This is a genomic window from Paenibacillus sp. JNUCC32 (assembly GCF_014863545.1).
Taxonomy (GTDB): domain Bacteria; phylum Bacillota; class Bacilli; order Paenibacillales; family Paenibacillaceae; genus Paenibacillus_AQ; species Paenibacillus_AQ lautus_A.
Genome location: NZ_CP062260.1, coordinates 2,442,700 through 2,462,278, shown reverse-complemented (window position 1 = coordinate 2,462,278; position 19,579 = coordinate 2,442,700). Strand labels below are relative to the sequence as shown.

Here is a 19,579-nt window from a genome sequence, read left to right as displayed (position 1 = left end):
GCAGGAGGAGAAATATAGTGAGTGGAGCGATGTCTTGGCCGTTTTTGCGTTTATATATGCTGGCCCTGCTTTATTTCAGCGCCAATGCCTTACTCAACGTCATCATTCCGCTTCAAGGAGCCGCATGGGGAGCCAGCAGCACAACCATCGGACTCGTCATGGGGGCTTACATGCTGACAACGATGTTCTTTCGGCCCTGGGCCGGGCATTTGATCCAAAAGCATGGGCCCGTTAAGGTGCTGCGCCTGGTTCTGTTGGTAAACGGCACTGCCCTGATTCTGTACACTTGTACCGGATTAGGGGGATACCTCATGGCTCGAATTTTGCAAGGCATATGCACGGCTTTTTTTTCGATGGCATTACAGATCGGCATCATTGATGCGCTGCCTGAGAAGGAGCGTTCGCAAGGCATTTCGTTTTATTCATTGTTCACTTATATCCCGGGCGTGATCGGTCCGGTTCTCGCATTAGGCCTCTGGCAGACGGACGGCATGGATTCATTCACCGTTATTCTTGTTGTGATCGCCATTTGTACAGGTTTATTCGGGTACAGCGTCAAGATGGACAAAGAGAATGCCCCACCGGAACAAGCGACAAGCCGTTCAGGCGTGTTCCATTCCTTCGGGCAAATCGTCAAGAATCGGTTCCTGTTCCGATGCAGTGTCTTGATGCTGTCGTCATCCATCGTATTCGGAGCGGTCACCACGTTTATGCCTTTATACGGCGAGCAGCTGAACAGCGGCAGCGCCGGCATTTACTTGATGCTCCAGGCTGCGGTCGTTGTCGCTTCGCGGTTTGTCCTGAGAAAACGAATTCCGTCCGATGGCAGATGGCATTCATGGTTTATCATGGGTACCATGCTTCTTGTAACCCTGGCTTCGGCATGCATCAGCCTGTCTTTAGAGTTGGGTAGCATGCTGCTGTACGCAGGCGCCATTCTTATGGGCATGGCCCAGGCGCTGCTGTACCCTACGTTAACGACTTATTTGTCATTTGTATTGCCCTCGTCCAACCGCAACGTGTTAATCGGTTTGTTCATTGCGATGGCCGATTTAGGCGTATCCTTGGGCGGGGTCGCGATGGGACCGATCGCCGATTATTTGTCCTACTCCACCATGTATATGATCTGTGCAATTTTAAGCATGATGATGGTTATTTTCGCGTACGAGCGAAAAGGAAGCTTTGCTGCTTCAAACTCCACCCATATCAGGGAGAGAGAAGGGGATGTTTAGCAATGTACGCCTGAAGGTTCAAGAATCTCTGCTCGCTGGTTGAGCAGATATTCTTTTTGATTTACTCAAAAGCTACTTATATTGGCTACGTGATCCATAAGCCATCATTTAAGATCTCTGCCGCTCAGGCAGGGAATATTGATGAAGCTCATCCCAATGCGGCGTCGCCATATTCGCGCTTTTCTTTAATTCGGCAAAAGCTTGCTGCAGCGCTGTCACCTCGTTGGCCGACACCGCCTTATCACTTAACAGAATTCTGCTGATCGGGATAGACAGCATCATCTTCAATAGAATGTAAAAGAGCTTTCTGTTTTTGCGGGCGAACTGCTTTTGAGCGGCAGGCGTAACCGTGAACCCGTTTTTCTCCAATACTTGATGCCCCTCATCCATAGCATGGATGACAAGATGAAGAAGCTTCCTGTCTTTGGCGGCTTTGCGCAAATTCCCGTTATATGTAGAAGCAATGGAATTCAAAGCCAAGATCATGACATAATGGCTCTTCAGCCACTCATTCATATTGTTTTGGTAGGTCCATGCATATTTGGTGTTTGCCAGAGCCTGATCGATGAACGGCCGCCAAGACAGATCCTCGCCTAAACCTCCGATATTGATTTTGGTTCTTGGGCCGCGCACGCTAATGACAAGGCCGTTCTCTCTCCAGCCGGCGATCGATTGAAAAGCGAAGGCCACATGTTTCGTTACGGGGCTATGGGCTTGCAAGTAGGTTTGCATATCCTGAGGGCTTGCATTGTTGCCCATGATCACGACGTGGCGGCTGTGATTCGCAGCCAGTGCAGGCAATACGGCCTCGAAATCCGGATATTTCATCACGACAAAAATAAGGTCATATACATCGTCCGGCTCTAGCTCGCGGATGACCCTCACGTTATGAACCGTAGTTTTGAATTGAAAATAATGACGGATGACATTGCCGTTCTTCTCCAGCTCATCCGCTCTTTGTCCTCTGGCCAGCATCGTGACGTTGTGTCCTACGCGCACCAGCTCGTGGGCTAAATAACTGCCCAGAACGCCTGCGCCGTAAACCAATATTCGCATAATAGGTCCCCCATTGTAGATTAACTCTTGGATCAAAACGAGTTTGCTCGAGCGCATATTGAATGTATTGATCATAGTTTTTAAATAATCGACTTAATATTTAAAAATTACAGCTTGATTCTATATGGATCTTGCTAAGACTGTCAAGAAGTTTTTAAATATTTTCTGTTTAATTTAAAAACTGTACAGGTTATGTTAAACTACGTGTAGTGATGAATGCGGAAGCGAGTGAGGATTTTGATGAACAAATTCGAAGTGAGAACGCAGCAGAAGAAGGATGCGATCGTTCAAGCGGCCTTAAAGCTGTTCAAAGAAAAAGGCTTCGTCCACGTCAGCATCAAAGACATTGCCGAAGAATCCGGAGTGTCGTCCGTATCGCTGTATAACTATTTTGGCAGCAAAGAAGGGGTGGTCAAAGAATGCGCAAACGTTCTGATGCAGAATACCATCCGTATGGCCACGGAGCTATTAAACCAAGATATCGAGTTTAAAGACAAGTTATCCCGCGTGCTTGCGATCTGCGCCGACCAAGACTATCAATTGCTTTGTACCCCAGGCGCGGTTGAAGATCAGGTACTTGCGAGTTTATACAGCGAAAGCACCAATAACATTAGAATGGAGCTTATTCAGGAATTTATTGAGCTGGGGAAGAAGGAAGGGGCGATTCATACTTCGGTTTCGCTGGAGACCCTATTGGAATTATTGAATGCCGTCGGGACGCTGCAAGCTTCCTGGGCAAGAGCCGGGAATTATAACCACAAGATGGCTGAACTTAACCAGCTTCTCTTGTTTGGTTTTATCGGACGCTAATGAATCAATAATAAAATGACCTCCGCCGTATCGGGTGAGAGGTTATTTCTGTTGTTTAATAATGCTGACGAGACAACGCAAAAAAGGAAATTAACCTTCCAAGGAGAACCATATACTACTTGAAGGAGGATGCTTTTTATGCCTAGAACCATACTTGTAGTCGATGATGATCCGGATATCGTAGACATGCTGAAACTCTATTTAGACGCAGAAGGATATACGACTTTGGCAGCCTTCGACGGGCTTGCTGCGCTTGAGCATCTCCGAAGCCAACGCGTCGATCTCGCTCTGTTCGATATCATGATGCCGGTCATCGACGGATACCAGCTGCTCCGCACGATTAGACAGGATTATAAAATCCCGGTCATTCTCGTATCGGCCAAAAATCAGGAGCTTGATAAAATCACGGGTCTCAAGCTCGGAGCAGACGATTATGTTTCCAAACCGTTTAGCCCGATGGAAGTAATGGCAAGAATTCAGGCCCAGTTAAGACGGTCCTATGAATTCAATGAGCCGTCGGAACCTGACCCGGTTTCCGTCACCCGCATCGGTGATTTGGTGCTGGATCATCGCGAATATATACTGTATATCCAGGGAAAGCCCATTTCGCTCAGCGCGATCGAATATAAATTGTTAAACCTGTTTATGGGAGAACCGGGGCGCGTATTTACGAAACGTCAAATGTTTGAGCATGCCTGGGACGAGATGTACCTGGCCGACGATAACGCCGTTATGGTGCAGATTAGCAGGCTGCGGGACAAAATCGAGACCAATCCGAGAAACCCCGTTTATATCAAAACCATCCGCGGCCTCGGCTACCGGTTTGCCAAGAAAGATGAGTTAGACACATGAAAACGCCTAATCGTTTACAGCGTTCGCTGATCGGACAATACTTGTATTTCTTTGTTACGATTGCCATCATTGCGGCGTTATCGTTGTTTATATTGAATGCGCAAATCATGAATTATTTTCTCGATTCAACCGGTCAGATAAAGGTGGAGGAGACTAAGAAGGGCCATTCGCCCGCTACGCCAGAGGAGAGATACAGCGATCAACAAGAGCGCGTATTTTATAAAATGGCTCTTCAGACCCTGCTTCTGTTTCTCGTTTTGTTTGCGATCACCGTGTATGCGTTCGGAAGAAGGACCGCTTCGAGGCTCACGACTCCGCTCAGCTCCATAGCCGACGGTATTCGAAACATTGCCCAAGGTCAATACCGTAAAAGACTAAACTTCAAAGCAAGCTATGAGCTCGCGCAGATCCAAGACGATTTCAATGATATGGCAGAGCGTCTCGAGCGGATGGAGCGGGAAAAGCAGGAGCTGGAAGAAAGCAAGCAGCGCATGCTGATCGACATCTCCCATGACTTGAAGACACCGTTGACTACCATACGGGGCTATATCGAAGCACTGGAGGCGGGAGTCGTGGATACGGAAGAGAGAAGACGACAGGTGTTGCGTTTGATATCCGACAAAGCCAGTTTGATGTCGGAGCTGATTGACGGCATCTTTGACCTGTCCAAGCTGGACAGTGCCGATGTTCCTTTTTCCGTTGAATTCTCCGACATTACGGAATTTACGAGGGAAATCGCGGCCGAATATTATGAGGTTTTCGAAGATAAACAGCTTGTTTTCCGTTACGATATTCCCGATCGGGAAATGAGGGTCCCGTTCAACGCGATCTGGTTATACCGGGCGGTTTCCAATATGCTGTCCAATGCATGGAAATACAACCCTCCCGGCACAACCGTGGAATTGAAATTGGTAATCGCAGAGAACGGGGTTGAGATTCACGTTGCGGATGATGGCGCCGGTATCCCGGATGCCCTAAAGGATAGGGTGTTTGAAGCTTTCGTTCGCGGAGACACGGCACGGACAAGCGATGGCGGCACGGGACTCGGTTTGGCGATTGCCAAACAAGTGGCAGAGAAGCATGGAGGAAAGATCAGGCTTACAACAACAAACGGGCAGACGACATTCGTTCTGTTTCTGCCGAGCAATATGTAAGATTTCTGAAAGAATTGAGAAAGTGCACAGAAAGAGTGATCCGGTATCCTCAGATGTAGAACGATCTACTAAATAGAGTGCAGGAGGACTGGGAAGAGTGGAAATACAAAAAGAGAAAGAGAACGAGAAGGGCATTGCCATTATACAAAGAATCGTTGCCAACCGGAAACGTATGCAGCCTTTAACTCCTGGATGGAAGGGAGCGTCGCTTGGACTAGGAGGCATCGCCTTCATTCTAATCCTGATCCAGGCCGATTATTTATTGACGGGGCACGGTTTCATAAAATATATCGCGGGCACGTTTTTGTTTGTCCTAGCGATTGCCTTGATAAGCGGCTTGACCGCATTGCTGCTGCACGGAGTCAAGAAACTGCCAAGCCGTTATATTTGGACGTTGACAGGCTCACTGACCTTGCTTGTATTCTGCTTCATCGTGCCGTCGAAAGTATCGGCCTTGTTCATTGCATGTTTGGCCTTTGTTTTTTCTTTATTTGGGGCATTGCTTTATAAAATTGCAGCCGGAAGCTACAGGCAAGTCTCAAAAGCAAGGAGAATCGGCGCCATGGCCTGCTTGTCCTTAATCACCATTGTGATCGGAGCGGGCAGCTTCTGGTTGATTCGGGAGGGAGATGAAGCAGCTCCGGCCATCACGTTACAACAGCTGAAAACCTCAAGCCGGTATGAAGATTCGACGATGAACAATCCGGCAGAACAAGGCCCATATCCCGTCCAAAGCCTGTTATACGGAAGTCCTGACAACTACCGGAAAGAGTTTAATCAAAGCGGTTCGCTGACGACCAAAACGGTGGATGCAGCCGAGTTTGTCGAGAAATGGTCCTCAGGGCGAACGAAGTCGCTTGGATTCGGACCGGATGCCCTGCCGTTAAACGGAAAAGTATGGTATCCCGAAGGGGAGGGGGCATTTCCGCTGGTCCTGATTGTGCATGGAAACCACTTAATGAACGATTACTCCGATCCCGGTTACGAATACCTCGGCAAACTGCTCGCGAGCAAAGGGTATATTTTCGTCTCCGTGGATGAAAATTTCCTGAATGCCGCCCCGTACGAGGACCTTTTTCTGGTTAGCGCCCTCCAACGCGAAAATCCGGCAAGAGGTCTGCTGCTGCTGGAGCACTTAAAGACATGGAAGGGCTGGAACAGCGATCCGGACAACCCGTTTTATCAAAAGGTCGATATGGAACGAATCGCCCTCGTCGGTCATTCCAGGGGAGGCGAAGCGGTCGCGATCGCCGCAGCCTATAACAAGCTCGGACGTCACCCGGATCACGGCCATATCAAGTTCGACTATAACTTCTCGATCCGCTCTCTCATTTCCATTGCGGGAACGGACGGGCAGTATCAGCCGCAAGGCAAACCGCTGCCGCTGCAGGACGTGAATTATCTCTCTTTGCATGGAGCTCATGATATGGACGTCAACAGCCTGGACGCTGCCAAACAATATCATCGGATCCGTTATACCGAAGGCAAAGATTACATGAAGTCGATGATTTATGTCTATGGAGCCAACCATGGCCAGTTCAACGGAGGCTGGAACAGAGGGGATGGGGCAGGTCTTGCGAATCGTCTCTTTAACCTTCGTCAAATCATGCCGCGGGAAGAGCAGGAAACGATTGCCAAGGTGTTTATTTCCGGTTTTCTCGATGCAACGCTTAAGGACCAACGTCAATATCGGGAGATGTTCACGGATTTGGGTTACGCCAAGGAATGGATTCCCGACAACCTGTACGTGGGCAATGTTTATGATTCGGGGACGACCATGATTGCCGATTTTGAAGAAGACATCGATCTGCAGAGCACGACGCTGCCTGGCGGCAGCCTGATGGGCGAACATCTCCGGGTATGGAAGGAGGAGAAGGTAAGGACCAAGCATGGCTTGGCCGATTACAGCGCGGTTCGCTTAGGCTGGGACACGAGAGGAGAATCCGAACCCGCATCCTTCACGGTCACGCTGCCGGAACGCGGCATGGAAACGGGAACGGAAAGCTCTGTCGTATTTTCGATGGCGGACGCCCGTGGAAAAGACGCGAGCGGCGACCCGAATGAACTGATCAATGCAACGGTTTCCGTTGAAGACAAGAAAGGCAATCAGGCAAGTCTTCCCCTCAGCCACATATCCAAATTGCCGCCTGTTATCGAAGGTAAACTTCTCAAATGGCCGTTCTCGAATTCCGGGAACATTTCGGAGCCCGTATTTCAAAGCTATGACTTCCCGATAAGGGATTTTGAACAATTGAATCCGGACTTCAACCCGCAGCAGCTGAGCAAGGTCCGCATTCAATTCAACCTGACCAAGCGGGGAACCGTGCTGTTGAGTGACATAGGGATCCGATCGTAACATGTTTGATATGGTCTGATAGGATGACTTTGACGACTGCAAGTCGACACGAACTAAATACGCTAAAGAAGCCGCCATATTGGCGGCTTCTTTAGCTTTAGATTGAGCAGCGGGCTCCAACCGTTATCGCTTATAAGCGGTAATACGTGTCCGTTTTCGGAAAATGAATCGTGACTGATGTATACCTTCCAGCCTCCGATCGGATAGACAAATGATGTCCCAGCTTATGCGCCAATTGTTTTGCGAGATAAAGTCCCATGCCGGTTGATTTGGGATGGCTTCTTCCGGTAGATCCGGTAAATCCTTTCTCAAAGACTCGATGAAGGTCTTCCGGCTGGATCCCGATCCCCGTATCTACAATATTTAACCGCTTTTCTTTACGGTCTTCTTCGACCGTGAAAGTAATGTTCCCGCCTTCGTCCGTATATTTCAACGCATTTGCAACGATTTGATCAAGGATAAATCCGAGCCATTTGCGGTCGGTATGGATGGTTTGCCGAATGTCCTCCATATGGAACCGAATCTGTTTATTGATAAACGTCTTGGCGAATTTTTTCGCACAGGTTTTAATGATCGCTTCCAACGGTTCTTCCGTGATGAAATAATCCTTGGAAAAAGAATCGATTCGAGAATAGTACAGTGCCTGCTCCACGTAATTTTCGATTTTATCCAGTTCATCCTCAAGTTTATCGGCCAGGGAATCTGCCGTTTCCCCCATGCTGTGTTCCATGAGCAGACGACTTGCTGCAATCGGTAGCTTTACCTCATGAATCCAGGACATGATAAATTCCTGGTGATCTATTTTCTCTTCATTGAGTTTCCGGAGGTCCCGTTCATGATGCCGGTGCAATTTGGCAAAAAGCTCGAGATACAGCCGCTGCTGCGAATTTTGCGGTTCCGGGGCAGCGACAGGCCAATCTTCCCGGTCAAGATCGATCAGCTCCTGCAGCTTGCGGTAATAGGATTTGCGATAAACATAGCCAATCAGTAAGTAGGCTGCGGTGAAGGCCGAACAAACGATTTGAATATAAAGAACGCTGCCTAAGGCGTGGCCCGTGTTGACGGATAGGGCAACAATCATCGAAATAAAGCCCATCATCCCGGCGTACAGCAACAAAAAATAACGTTTGTCCTTAATGTATTGAAAGAAACTCATGGGATCATATAACCTTTCCCTTTCTTGGTTACAATCCAGTTTTCCTTGCCGATGCCGGCCAGTTTTTTGCGCAAGCGGACGATGTTGACGGTTAACGTGTTTTCGTCCACAAAGCTTTCATCCTGCCAAAGATGACGCATGATTTTCTTGCGGTCTACAACGGTTCCCTTCTGCTGCATCAGGATCTTCAATATACTGACTTCGGTTTTGGTAAGCTCCGCTTGTTCGGTTTCATACGTGAGCGTCCCTTTGTCCGGAAGGAACACGACCCCCTCATGCTCGAACACGTTGGATTGCATGTCCGAATAGGAATACGTTCGGCGCAGCAGCGCATTGACTTTAGCGGTCAAAACATCCATATGGAACGGCTTCTGAATATAATCGTCCCCGCCCATATTCACCGACATGACAACATCCATGGGCGAATCGCGGGAAGAAAGAAAGAGCACCGGTACATTGGAGATTTCCCTGATCTTTTGACACCAGTAAAATCCATCATACGACGGCAAGTTGATATCCATGATCACAAGATGAGGCTGGTCATGAATAAAGCATAACGCGACCTGGTCAAAGTTATCGACGCTGACCGTTTCCAGGCTCCATTTGGTTAAAGCTAACTGGATCATCCCCCGAATGGTCGGGTCATCCTCTACGATCATGATTTTCATAAACGATCCTCCCGGGCGTTACTAGCGGCAAATTAAACACATTGTATACGATCTTCCCGCGGCAGACAAGCAAGTTTCCGGGACTGCTTCCTTTGTCTAATGTGACAAGAATGTAAGGTTGAGAGGGAAGTTGTAAGCTAAAGTAAAGGCGACCTGTATTAAGATCAGGATAAGAAATACATGATTTCGAAATCGTGCTGACATTGTTTCTATATTGATAACCAGGAAGGAAAGATCAACATGAAAATGGTAGTGAACGCGGCTCAGGTTCGAAAGGTTTATGGCGTAAAAGGAAATGTCTATACCGCCTTGGATGATATCGATTTGACCGTGCAGGAGGGAGAGTTCGTAGGGATCATGGGGCCGTCGGGCGCAGGCAAATCGACGTTGCTCCATGTGCTGGCAACGATCGATCAGCCTACCTCCGGAGACGTTGTGATAGACGGGATGGACGTGCTGAAGATGGATGAGGAACAGCTATCCGCTTTTCGCCGGGATAAACTGGGATTCATTTTTCAAGATTACAATTTGCTGGACACGTTAACCGTGAAGGAGAACATCTTGCTGCCCTTGGCGCTGGCCAAGATGAATGTCAAAGAACTGGAGTTTAGAGTGGGGGAGATCGCGGACAAATTCGGCATCACCCCGATTCTGGACAAATACCCGTATCAGATTTCCGGAGGGCAAAAACAGCGGACTGCGGCTTCACGCGCCATGATTTCCGGCCCCAGCCTGCTGCTGGCCGATGAGCCGACCGGCGCTCTGGATTCGAAATCGGCGACCGACCTGCTGGAGAGCCTGAAGGACTTGAATGAATATGATCAGGCAACGATTCTGATGGTCACCCACGATACGTTTGCGGCAAGTTACTGCAAGCGCGTGCTGTTTATTAAGGACGGTCGCATTTTCACGGAACTGACGAAAGGCGAGGCATCCCGCAAACACTTCTTCAAAAAAATACTGGATGTATTGACCGTACTGGGGGGAATGCAAGTGACCTTGTTTGACATCGTGAAAAAGAACATGAAAGGGAACTTCAAAAACTACGCCCTCTATTTCATTTCCATCCTGTTCAGCGTCATCATCTATTATACTTTCCTTTCTTTGCAGTACAGCCAAGAAATTGCGAGTTCAATCGAATCGTCGCAGAGCATGCAATCCGTTTTTATGATGGCGTCCATCCTATTGATTGTGTTTGTTGCCGTCTTTATCATGTACTCCAACCGTTTTTTTTCGAGACAGCGTAAAAAGGAAGTAGGTTTGTACGCGCTATTTGGTTTGCCCAAAAAAAAGATCGGGAAAATGCTGTTTTATGAAAACCTGATCATTGGGGTGACGGTTTTAATCATAGGAATCATGATCGGCACATTGTTATCCAAGCTGTTCGCCATGATATTAATCAAACTGCTGGGGACGCCTGTACAGGTAGGCATGGCTTTCTCCCTTCGCGCGCTGGTTCATACGCTCATCGTGTTCATGGTGATTATTTTGGCGACATCGATCCAAGGCTATCGATTGATCTACAGCTTTAAACTCATCGAATTGTTTCGCGCGGAGCAGAAAGGGGAGCAGGAACCGAAAGCGTCGTTTCTATCGGCTGTGGGTGCGGTTCTCTGTCTGGCTGCGGGATACGGATTCGCTTTCCGCGATTTTTCCGTCACCGAAGAAATTCTTGTCAACCTGAGCGTGATGACCGTCGGTATTATCGCTGGAACGCTTCTGCTCTTCTCCTCCTTGGTCATTGTCTTGTTGAGAACCGCCAAGAAGAGAAAGCGAAGTTATTATAAAGGCATGAATCTGGTCATCACCTCTAATTTGGTGTACCGGATTAAAGGAAACGCTCGTTTGTTAAGCGTCATTTCCCTGTTATCCGCAGCGGCTTTGTGCGCTTTCAGTGTCGGATTAGGTGCGTATTTCACGTTTGACAAAACATCGAAGCTCACGGCACCGTTTAGCTACATGTATATTGCCCAGGACAAAGCCTTTAATCAGAACGTAGACGATATCATACGCGGGGATGAAGCGCATCCGATTATAGCGCAAATGACGATTCCGGTGCTGGAGACAAAAGGGGAGGCTTCCGATCCAGAGATCCTTCCGGAGAGAATGATCGAAGCCGATAAAACCCCGCTCAAAGTGGTTTCGATCGATCAATACAACCAGGTGGCAAAGGTGTTGCGCTTCCCCGTTCTTGATCCGATCGAACAGGATGAAGCCGTTGCGATCCGGCCCATGTATACGGACTATGAGTGGTCCGATTACGAAGGCGAAACGGTCGACATCGAATTGCCTGATCAACGGATAACCCTTGCTTTTGCGGGGATGACCGTAGAACGAATCATCAATTGGAGTTATCCGGACGTGATGATTGTTGTAAGTAACGGCACCTACGACAACATCGAGGCGCAAGTTTCGCCGACCCGCTATGTCGGGTATTCCGTGCAGGAACAGAAGACGACGAAGCACACGGCCGATGCGCTGGCGGCGCTGAAGACACCGGAATCGAACCTGTCTTCTTTTTATTCCGAATACCGGCTTGGAATCGAAGAAGCGGCCTTTAATGTGTTTATATTAGGATTTTTGGGACTCGTTTTTGTCATGGCAACAGGAAGCATGATCTATTTCAAGCAATTGACAGAAGCGGCGACAGACAAACCTCGATTCGATATTCTTAAAAAAGTCGGAGTAAGCGGAAAAGAAATCAGTATGGCCATCATCAAGCAGAACGCCTTCATTTTTGCTTTGCCGCTCGCGATCGGGCTTGCCCACTACATGGTCATCCTGCAATTGTTGAAAAGGTTATTCAGCAATATGGCAGGCACCAGTCTCTTGCTGCCCATCCTGATCTGCGTCGCTGTGTTTATCCTGATCTATACGGTTTATTATGTGCTCACGGTCAACTCCATCAGCAGGATCGTCCATGGAAAGTCTGCCCCCGTGGCAAGAATTGCAGCTATAGCCATTACGGTCTGTATTCTGGTACTGATTGGCATATTCTTCGGCACGGAAACCCCTGCAACGCAGGATGAAAGGGGCCCGGCAGAGAAAATCCAGTTACAGCTTCCAAAACCTACTGGAAAATACGCTGTGGGGACGATGGAAATGCACTTCAAGGATGACAACCGGGTGGACCCTTGGAAACAGGACAGAGACAGGGAGCTGATGGTCAGCATATGGTACCCGGCCACGGGAAAAAGCGAGCAGAAGGCTTTGTACATGCAGCCCGAAGCAGCAAAGTATTACGACGAAAACACGATCTCCACGATCGGGTTGGATCCCGGCAGCGTCGATCTATCCGGTATCGGCACACACTCTTGGGTGAATGCTCCTCCACTGAACAACGGCGATGGGTGGCCGATCCTCATCTACACACCTGGCGGATCTGTTCCAAGAAACTTCGGGACGGCTGTAGTCGAAGACTTGGCCAGCAGAGGTTATGTGGTGGTTGCAGTCGATCATACGTATGAAGCCTCTGCGGTCCAGTTTCCCGATGGTCGTGTGGCCACGGAGTCGTTACCGCCATTCAGTGCAGAAACGGTACTGAAGATGCTAGAGGTACGAGTGGATGACATCCAATATGTATTGGATCAACTCGAATTCATAAAGAAAGGCCGTTATTCAGGCGATCTTTTACCCGCTGGATTTCAAGAAGCATGGGACCTGTCAAAGATCGGAATATTCGGACATTCCGCAGGCGGGGCTACCGCTGCTCAGGTTATGTATGAGGATGACCGGGTCGACGCCGGCATCGATATGGATGGAACGATGGGGCACATGCCCGATAACCCGCTCCCGGTGGCGCAGCACGGTTTGGATCGTCCTTTCATGCTCATGAATTCAGGCTACAATAAAGAGGGCGAGGTTGATTCCCATCTAACCGCGATGGACCGTCAATCGTTCTGGCAGCATTCGACCGGCTGGAAGCTCGATTTAAGCATACCCGAGGGAGCACATTATACGTTTACAGATTATCAGTCGCTCCTTCCACAGCTTCAGGAGAGGCTGAGCCTTTCGCCGCGAGTCGTCCAACAATTTATCGGGACAGCTGAGCCCGAACTGACGATCGCCGCCCATCGAGAGTATGTCGCTGCTTTTTTCGATTATCATCTAAAGGGTGCACCACAGCCGCTGCTGAACTCCCCGTCCGCAGACTATCCCATGGTTGATTTTATTCCTTAATGTCAGAGGCGTGAACCGCGATGGAGCATCATGCCGCAATAAAAAATACACTTTCGAAGCCGCCATATTGGCGGCTTTTTTTATGAGATAAGAAAGTATAAACTTCGGAGCCTTAACCATCCTTAGCTCGCAAGAAAACTTCAGCTTAAGCCGGTCTTTCTACTTAGAATTTACATCGATAGATGTTTTTCTGAATCGATATCCGTTTATGCCCTCAACTAATAAGAATGATTACGATTTTCTGAAAACGATTGACATTGACGTATAATCGGGATAAAGTATATTTTGTTAATCGTAATAATTACGAATAAACAGGTCACTGAAAACAAACGAAAGATCGGTGGCTCAGAGACAAACTTATCATCGGGAGGGCGAGTCAATCTATGTACTTTAGATTCAAGCAACGCAAGAAAACATCTTATATCGCAGCCGTCAGTTCATTTCTCTTATTACTGGGATTCATCATGTCAGCTTGCGGGGGGAGTGAGACTTCCAGCAATCCGGAAACCAAGCCGAGTGACAATGCATCGTTACCGGTACGGTCTGATCCTCAGGAAAATTACATAACATTCCAGGACGCAACGGATCGCACCATAACGCTTCAGCAGCAGCCTGAACGCATCGTTGTGCTATCGCCCGAATTCCTTGATCTATTATACGCGGTCGGCGGAGAGGCCGTGGGACGGATGGAAGCTACCGGGGTTTCGATTCCTGAAGAGGCCGAAGCGATATCGTCCGTCGGCAGCGTCAGCCAGATCAACCTGGAACAGGTTGTATCGCTCAGACCCGATCTGGTTATCGGGCAGGCGCGGTTTCATAAAGAGCTTGTGCAATCGCTGGAGAGCAGCGGGATTCCTGTTGCCTTGATGAGTCTGACCAGCTATGAGGATATGAAAACCAAAGCCGAATGGATGGCGAAGATAGCGGGTACGAAAGCGCAGCTCCCGGAAAAGCTCGAAGCTCTGGAGGTTCGAGTAAACGAAATCGTGGAAAAATTACCGGATGAGGAACGTACCTTTATCAATATGAACGTCACGCCGGGCGGGATCTCGATACAAAAGAACGGCACATCGGGTCTGGAAATAGCGAAGATGTTGGGTCTGACCAACGCTGCCGAGAATCTGGAATCGTCGCCTAACAGTCCAACCACGACGCCTTACAGCATGGAGGTGCTTGTGAAACAGGATCCGGATTATATCTTTTTGATTATCCACGGACAAAAGACCGTTGGCGAGAAGAAGATTAAAGAGGAGCTTGAGAACAATCCGGCATGGGCCTCCATCGGGGCCGTCAAGGAACAACACGTCATTGTCGTACCATCCGATCTGTTTCTTACCAACCCGGGGCTTCACTATGATGAATCCCTGGCGTATTTAGCCAAGCTGGTGTATCCGGAGATCTATGGTGATGTTGAATAGATCGGTCCGTCATGCATCCCTGATCATTATTTTCACGATCGCTGCAGCTTCGGCGTGCTTGATCAGTATAGCTACCGGTGCCGTTATGATTCCGCTTCGGGACATTGTCACGGGTATCCTGCATCATGAGCTGCCAGGGATGAACCGGGATATTATCTGGAATATCCGGCTTCCGCGGACGCTTGTCGCGATGCTTGTAGGCGCGAACCTCGCGGTATCCGGGGCGCTTTTGCAAGGCGTCATGCGCAATCCGCTCGCTGATCCCCACATTATCGGAGTCTCCAGCGGCGCCGGACTATTCGGGATTTTCCTGCTGGTGGTTGTACCGCAATATGATTACTTACTGACGCCTGCAGCATTTCTCGGAGCGACTCTCACCGCGTTCATTATCTATCTTTTGTCTTGGAAGGATGGCGTTAGCCCTCTGCGGATCGTTCTGTCCGGGGTCGCTGTCTCCGCATTCTTGGGGTCCGGGATATCGGCGATGCTTACCTTTTACAGCGACCGCGTGCATGGCGCTTTAATCTTCATGGTCGGCGGGCTTGCAGCCAAAAGCTGGCCGGATCTCTCGACCATACTGCCTTACTCGCTTATCGGTCTTCTTCTGGCGATGATCTTCTCCAAGCAGATGAATATTATGATGCTGGGTGACATCAATGCACGGAATTTGGGGACGCGGGTTGAGCTGTCCCGTTTCATGATAACCGCAATCGCCACGCTGCTCGCAGCCAGCGCCGTCAGCATCGCCGGTTTGCTGGGGTTCGTCGGTCTGATCGTTCCCCACATCGCCAAGCTGCTTGTCGGCGGAGATTACCGGATTCTCATCCCGTCCTCTGCTTTGCTGGGCGCTGCCGTTCTGACGTTCTGCGACACGCTGGCAAGAATGATGTTTACACCGATTGAGCTTCCAGTCGGAATCATCATGGGCGCATTGGGAGCACCCTTTTTCCTTTATCTGTTAAGGAGGAGGAAAGCATGACACGTTTGGAGACTCGCGATCTTTCGCTGAAATACCAGGATAAGTTTGTTATTCAACATCTGGGCATCTCCTTCGAGAAAGGATCCGTGTACAGCATTATCGGTCCGAACGGCTGCGGGAAGAGCACGTTGCTTAAAGCGCTTGCTCGCCAGCTGAAGCCCGCAGGAGGGCAGGTTCTGCTTGACAGCAAGCCGTTATCCGATTTAAACGGGAAGGACGTGGCCCGGCAGCTGTCCTATATGGCCCAATCGCAAGAGCCCATAGAAATCACGGTGAAGGAATTGGTGGGATATGGAAGAACGCCCCATCAGCCTTACTGGAATCATGTCAGCGCCAAGGACCGCGAGATCACGGATTGGGCATTGGAGGCAACCGCTCTTACGCCTTATGAGGACAGACTTCTGCATACGCTGTCTGGCGGAGAAAGACAGAGAGCGTGGATTGCCATGGCTCTGGCTCAGCAGCCAGGCGTGCTGCTTCTGGACGAGCCGACCACATACCTGGACATTGCCCATCAGCTGGAGGTTTTGGAGCTGGTTCGGGGATTGAATCAACAATTAAATATGACCGTTATCATGGTTCTGCATGACATTAACCACGCTTCAATCTATTCCGACTATATCCTGGCGATGAAATCAGGGAAGGTGGAAGGCTATGGCTCACCATCCGAGGTTTTGACGCCGGATCTGCTGGGCAGGGTGTTCGGTGTTGAAGCTTCTGTGGAAACCGATCCGGTTCGCGACAAGCCGATTTGCCGGATTACCGGATTAATCAAGAAATAAGGAGTCGAACGCTTTGGAACATATAGATCATCAATATCCTTTTACAGCCATTGTCGGCCAATCCCGAATGAAGTTGGCTCTCATTCTGAATGTCGTGAATCCGAAACTCGGGGGCGTTCTGATACGAGGGGAAAAAGGAACGGCGAAATCAACGACGGTACGTGCCTTATCGGGGCTTGTGCCTGATCTGAACGTTGTCAATTTGCCGGTTAGTGCGACGGAAGACCGGATTGTCGGTGCTTTAGACATCGAGCATGCGATCAAGAAAGGAGAAAAGAAATTCGAACCCGGATTGCTGGCTGCGGCCCACGGCCATATCTTATACGTCGATGAGATTAATCTGCTCGATGATCATATCGTAGATGTGCTTCTGGATGCGGCTGCGATGGGGGTTAATACCGTTGAGAGAGAAGGCATTTCCTATTCCCATCCGTCACGGTTCCTTTTGGTAGGGACGATGAACCCCGAAGAAGGGGACCTGCGACCGCAGCTATTGGACCGGTTTGCACTGTCGGTGGAGATCGGCGGGGAAAGGGACGTTCAAGAGCGCACGCTTGTCATCCGTAGACGATTGGAATATGAACGGGACCCTGCTTCATTTGCAGCGCGATTTGAGACGGAGCAGAAGAGAGTATTGAACCAGATCCTGCAGGCCCGAGACCGTCTGGGCCATATCCCGATCTCGGACGATATGCTTGAGCTGGCAGCGAAAATCGGGATTGCACTGGAGGTGGAGGGACACCGTTCCGATATCACCCTCATCAAAACGGCGGTTGCCCTGGCTGCCTGGCAGGGGAAGGAGACTGTAAGCCTAGATCATATGCAAGAAGCGGCGCACTTGGTCTTGCCTCATCGCATGAGACGGCAGCCATTTGAAGCCACCGGCGGCATTGAGCAGCGATTACAGACGATACTGACTTCAGTCGAATGGGTACCGTCATGATAACGGAAGAATGGAAGAGCGCTGTCCCGGTATATCCATTCAGTGCGATTCTGGGCCAAGAGAAGGCCAAACGAGCTTTACTGCTCTATCTTGTCAATCCAGCGATTGGAGGCATACTTGTTAACGGCAATCCCGGGTCAGGAAAAAGCGCCCTGCTGCATGCGGCCTCTTCTTTGGTCAAGCCGCGCCGAATCCTATCCGTACCCGTCAACGTTACGGCTGACCGGCTGCTCGGCGCTTTGGATATGGCAGCCGCCATGAAAGGCGGAAAGCTAGCGCTTGCTCCGGGATTGCTGGAAGAAGCCAATGGACAGCTCCTGCTTGTAGACCATATGAATCTACTATCTGAAGCGATCTTGAAGGAGATCGTCAGCACGCTGTCTACGGGCTCGATCTATGTGCAAAGAGAGGGGATATCCACGGTTCGGAGAAGCCGTTTTATGCTGCTTGCAGCAATGGATCCCAATGAAGGCCGGGTATCGCCTCCCCTTCTGGACCATTTTGGTTATTGCGTTACGTTGGACTATGTTCACGATTCCGTATCAAGAGCAGAGATTATACGCCGAAATCTGCAGTTTGAGCATGATCCGTTCGCATTCCAGAACCGATATCGGCCGCAGGATGAAACGCTGCGTCTTCGCGTCGAAGCCTCCGCACAAGCTCTTCCCCAAGTTCAGGTGAGCGCGGACATGATTCAATTGTCAGCCTCCATCGCCAGAGAAGCCGGGATCAGCAGCTCCAGGGGCGATCTCAGTCTGATTGAAGGGGCAAAAGCTGCCGCCGCTTGGGATGGGCGTTCCGCGGTTACCGCCGCCGACATCCGGGAGATAGCTGAATTTGTGCTGCCCCACAGAATGACACATGTAATGGAGAAGCCCCGTGCTTCTAGCAGCGGCTCACCTGAACAGGATAACAGTAAACAGCCGGAACGTTCTTTTGAGGATCATGCCCGCTCCTATCCAATTCCTCTACAGAAAAGTCCCGAACCGAAACGGAATCCCCATAATACGGGCAACGCTTCTTCTGACAACAAACAAGATGTGGCCAGCCGTACGGTAGAGCAGCATGCGGATGATCGACAGCACGTATCAGAAGGTTTGGAGGAACGGGTGCTGCTGCCAGACGAAACGTTTACAATGAAGCCGTTGCAGCTCGAGGGGAAGCGCAAGATTGAACACGAGGGATCGGGAAAACGAAATAAATCCCGGGCTAACCAGAAGAAAGGGAGAGCTATGGGGTATATGTACCCGGGCAGGAACCTGCGAACCGACGTGGCTTTGGATGCCACGATCCGCGCAGCGGCTCCCTATCAAACAATCAGAACAAAAAAAGACGAGGTGGCGTTTGCCATTGAGTTTGATGATTTGCGTCTAAAGAAAAGAGAGAACCGGGTAGGGGCAACCTTGCTGTTCGTCGTTGACGCCAGCGGGTCTATGGCGGCTCGAAAGCGAATGACCGCCGTCAAAGGCGCTATTCTGTCACTGCTGCAGGATGCTTATGAGAAAAGAGACCGAATTGGGATGATCGCCTTCAGAAACAACGAAGCCGAGCTGATCCTTCCGGTGACGCGCAGCATCGAAGCCGCGTCCAAGCAGCTTCGGGACATTCCCACAGGGGGAAAGACGCCTCTGGCAGACGGGCTGGCCAAAGCGCACAAGGTGCTCCATTCGGAGAAACGCAGAAATAACGATACGCTTCCGGTCATGATCATCGTAACGGATGGCCGTGCCAATGAAAGCTCCATCGGATTAAGCGCGTATGCTGACATTTGGAACGAATGTCTGGAAGCGGCTAAGCTGATCCGCGCTGCCGGAATTTGGTCCCTGGTATTAGATACGGAGCAGGGATTTGTCAAATTGGGACGTTCGAGGGAGCTGGCTGACGCTTTAGGCGCTGAATACAGATTACTTGACCACGTAGATGACGAAGGTATTGCACGGGCTGTCCGCACCACCATGAAATGACCTATCGAATGATTATAGAGGGGAGGCGAC

General features: G+C 49.9%; 14 protein-coding genes and 1 pseudogene. 12 read left to right on the top strand and 3 right to left on the bottom strand.

Annotated elements, in window-relative coordinates; all coding sequences use genetic code 11:
* The first annotated feature begins 17 nt into the window (after positions 1-17).
* The gene (gene cntE, locus JNUCC32_RS10990; RefSeq protein ID WP_192572029.1) at positions 18-1,232 is read left to right on the top strand and encodes a staphylopine family metallophore export MFS transporter CntE; all 1,215 of its coding nucleotides are present in this window, start codon (positions 18-20) and stop codon (positions 1,230-1,232) included.
* A 108-nt stretch (positions 1,233-1,340) separates the two neighbouring features.
* Here cntE and JNUCC32_RS10985 read toward each other — a convergent pair whose 3' ends face one another.
* A complete protein-coding gene (locus JNUCC32_RS10985) occupies positions 1,341-2,288 on the bottom strand; it encodes a ketopantoate reductase family protein (protein WP_192572028.1) in 948 nt (315 codons plus the stop codon).
* A 240-nt stretch (positions 2,289-2,528) separates the two neighbouring features.
* Between JNUCC32_RS10985 and JNUCC32_RS10980 the strand changes: the two genes are divergently transcribed.
* The 4 genes from JNUCC32_RS10980 to bahA all read left to right on the top strand — a co-directional run bounded on the left by JNUCC32_RS10980 (position 2,529) and on the right by bahA (position 7,460).
* On the top strand, positions 2,529-3,098 hold the full coding sequence (locus JNUCC32_RS10980; RefSeq protein ID WP_192572027.1) for a TetR/AcrR family transcriptional regulator: 570 nt from the start codon (positions 2,529-2,531) through the stop codon (positions 3,096-3,098).
* Positions 3,099-3,236: 138 nt separating this feature from the next.
* Positions 3,237-3,950, top strand: coding sequence for a response regulator transcription factor (locus JNUCC32_RS10975; protein WP_192572026.1), 714 nt, complete (start codon positions 3,237-3,239; stop codon positions 3,948-3,950).
* A complete protein-coding gene (locus tag JNUCC32_RS10970) occupies positions 3,947-5,104 on the top strand; it encodes a HAMP domain-containing sensor histidine kinase (protein ID WP_192572025.1) in 1,158 nt (385 codons plus the stop codon). The genes JNUCC32_RS10975 and JNUCC32_RS10970 overlap by 4 nt, the downstream gene beginning before the upstream one ends.
* Before the next feature lie 97 nt (positions 5,105-5,201).
* Complete coding sequence (gene bahA / locus JNUCC32_RS10965; protein ID WP_192572024.1) at positions 5,202-7,460, top strand: bacitracin amidohydrolase BahA; 2,259 nt, start codon at positions 5,202-5,204, stop codon at positions 7,458-7,460.
* A gap of 130 nt (positions 7,461-7,590) precedes the next feature.
* Here bahA and JNUCC32_RS10960 read toward each other — a convergent pair whose 3' ends face one another.
* Positions 7,591-8,616 (bottom strand): sensor histidine kinase, encoded by a 1,026-nt coding sequence (locus JNUCC32_RS10960; protein ID WP_192572023.1) that lies wholly within the window; start codon positions 8,614-8,616, stop codon positions 7,591-7,593.
* Entirely contained in the window at positions 8,613-9,284 is a 672-nt protein-coding gene (locus JNUCC32_RS10955; RefSeq protein WP_192572022.1) for a response regulator transcription factor, read from the bottom strand. The genes JNUCC32_RS10960 and JNUCC32_RS10955 overlap by 4 nt, the downstream gene beginning before the upstream one ends.
* A gap of 240 nt (positions 9,285-9,524) precedes the next feature.
* Here JNUCC32_RS10955 and JNUCC32_RS10950 point away from each other — a divergent pair.
* The 7 genes and pseudogenes from JNUCC32_RS10950 to JNUCC32_RS10920 form a co-directional block, all read left to right on the top strand.
* Positions 9,525-10,271: pseudogene (locus tag JNUCC32_RS10950) on the top strand (ABC transporter ATP-binding protein); the annotation flags it as partial.
* Positions 10,272-13,463: an alpha/beta hydrolase gene (locus tag JNUCC32_RS10945; RefSeq protein WP_323373762.1), complete on the top strand. Its 3,192-nt coding sequence runs from the start codon at positions 10,272-10,274 to the stop codon at positions 13,461-13,463. It begins immediately after the preceding pseudogene.
* 383 nt (positions 13,464-13,846) lie between these two features.
* Positions 13,847-14,881: an ABC transporter substrate-binding protein gene (locus JNUCC32_RS10940; protein ID WP_192572021.1), complete on the top strand. Its 1,035-nt coding sequence runs from the start codon at positions 13,847-13,849 to the stop codon at positions 14,879-14,881.
* Entirely contained in the window at positions 14,871-15,860 is a 990-nt protein-coding gene (locus tag JNUCC32_RS10935; RefSeq protein ID WP_192572020.1) for a FecCD family ABC transporter permease, read from the top strand. The genes JNUCC32_RS10940 and JNUCC32_RS10935 overlap by 11 nt, the downstream gene beginning before the upstream one ends.
* Positions 15,857-16,642, top strand: a complete 786-nt coding sequence (locus JNUCC32_RS10930; protein WP_192572019.1) for an ABC transporter ATP-binding protein — start codon at positions 15,857-15,859, stop codon at positions 16,640-16,642. Before JNUCC32_RS10935 ends, JNUCC32_RS10930 begins: the two co-directional genes overlap by 4 nt.
* A 13-nt stretch (positions 16,643-16,655) precedes the next feature.
* Positions 16,656-17,585: a magnesium chelatase ATPase subunit I gene (locus JNUCC32_RS10925; RefSeq protein ID WP_228468936.1), complete on the top strand. Its 930-nt coding sequence runs from the start codon at positions 16,656-16,658 to the stop codon at positions 17,583-17,585.
* Positions 17,582-19,549 (top strand): VWA domain-containing protein, encoded by a 1,968-nt coding sequence (locus tag JNUCC32_RS10920; RefSeq protein WP_192572018.1) that lies wholly within the window; start codon positions 17,582-17,584, stop codon positions 19,547-19,549. The genes JNUCC32_RS10925 and JNUCC32_RS10920 overlap by 4 nt, the downstream gene beginning before the upstream one ends.
* The last annotated feature ends 30 nt before the right edge of the window (positions 19,550-19,579 follow it).

Excerpts from the sequence above, each read along its gene's own strand:
- JNUCC32_RS10945 (WP_323373762.1), top strand. The coding sequence starts at position 10,272 with ATGCAAGTGACCTTGTTTGACATCGTGAAAAAGAACATGAAAGGGAAC.
- JNUCC32_RS10970 (WP_192572025.1), top strand. The coding sequence starts at position 3,947 with ATGAAAACGCCTAATCGTTTACAGCGTTCGCTGATCGGACAATACTTG.
- JNUCC32_RS10980 (WP_192572027.1), top strand. The coding sequence starts at position 2,529 with ATGAACAAATTCGAAGTGAGAACGCAGCAGAAGAAGGATGCGATCGTT.
- JNUCC32_RS10935 (WP_192572020.1), top strand. The coding sequence starts at position 14,871 with ATGTTGAATAGATCGGTCCGTCATGCATCCCTGATCATTATTTTCACG.
- JNUCC32_RS10985 (WP_192572028.1), bottom strand. The coding sequence starts at position 2,288 with ATGCGAATATTGGTTTACGGCGCAGGCGTTCTGGGCAGTTATTTAGCC.
- JNUCC32_RS10940 (WP_192572021.1), top strand. The coding sequence starts at position 13,847 with ATGTACTTTAGATTCAAGCAACGCAAGAAAACATCTTATATCGCAGCC.
- JNUCC32_RS10930 (WP_192572019.1), top strand. The coding sequence starts at position 15,857 with ATGACACGTTTGGAGACTCGCGATCTTTCGCTGAAATACCAGGATAAG.
- JNUCC32_RS10960 (WP_192572023.1), bottom strand. The coding sequence starts at position 8,616 with ATGAGTTTCTTTCAATACATTAAGGACAAACGTTATTTTTTGTTGCTG.
- JNUCC32_RS10920 (WP_192572018.1), top strand. The coding sequence starts at position 17,582 with ATGATAACGGAAGAATGGAAGAGCGCTGTCCCGGTATATCCATTCAGT.
- JNUCC32_RS10955 (WP_192572022.1), bottom strand. The coding sequence starts at position 9,284 with ATGAAAATCATGATCGTAGAGGATGACCCGACCATTCGGGGGATGATC.
- JNUCC32_RS10975 (WP_192572026.1), top strand. The coding sequence starts at position 3,237 with ATGCCTAGAACCATACTTGTAGTCGATGATGATCCGGATATCGTAGAC.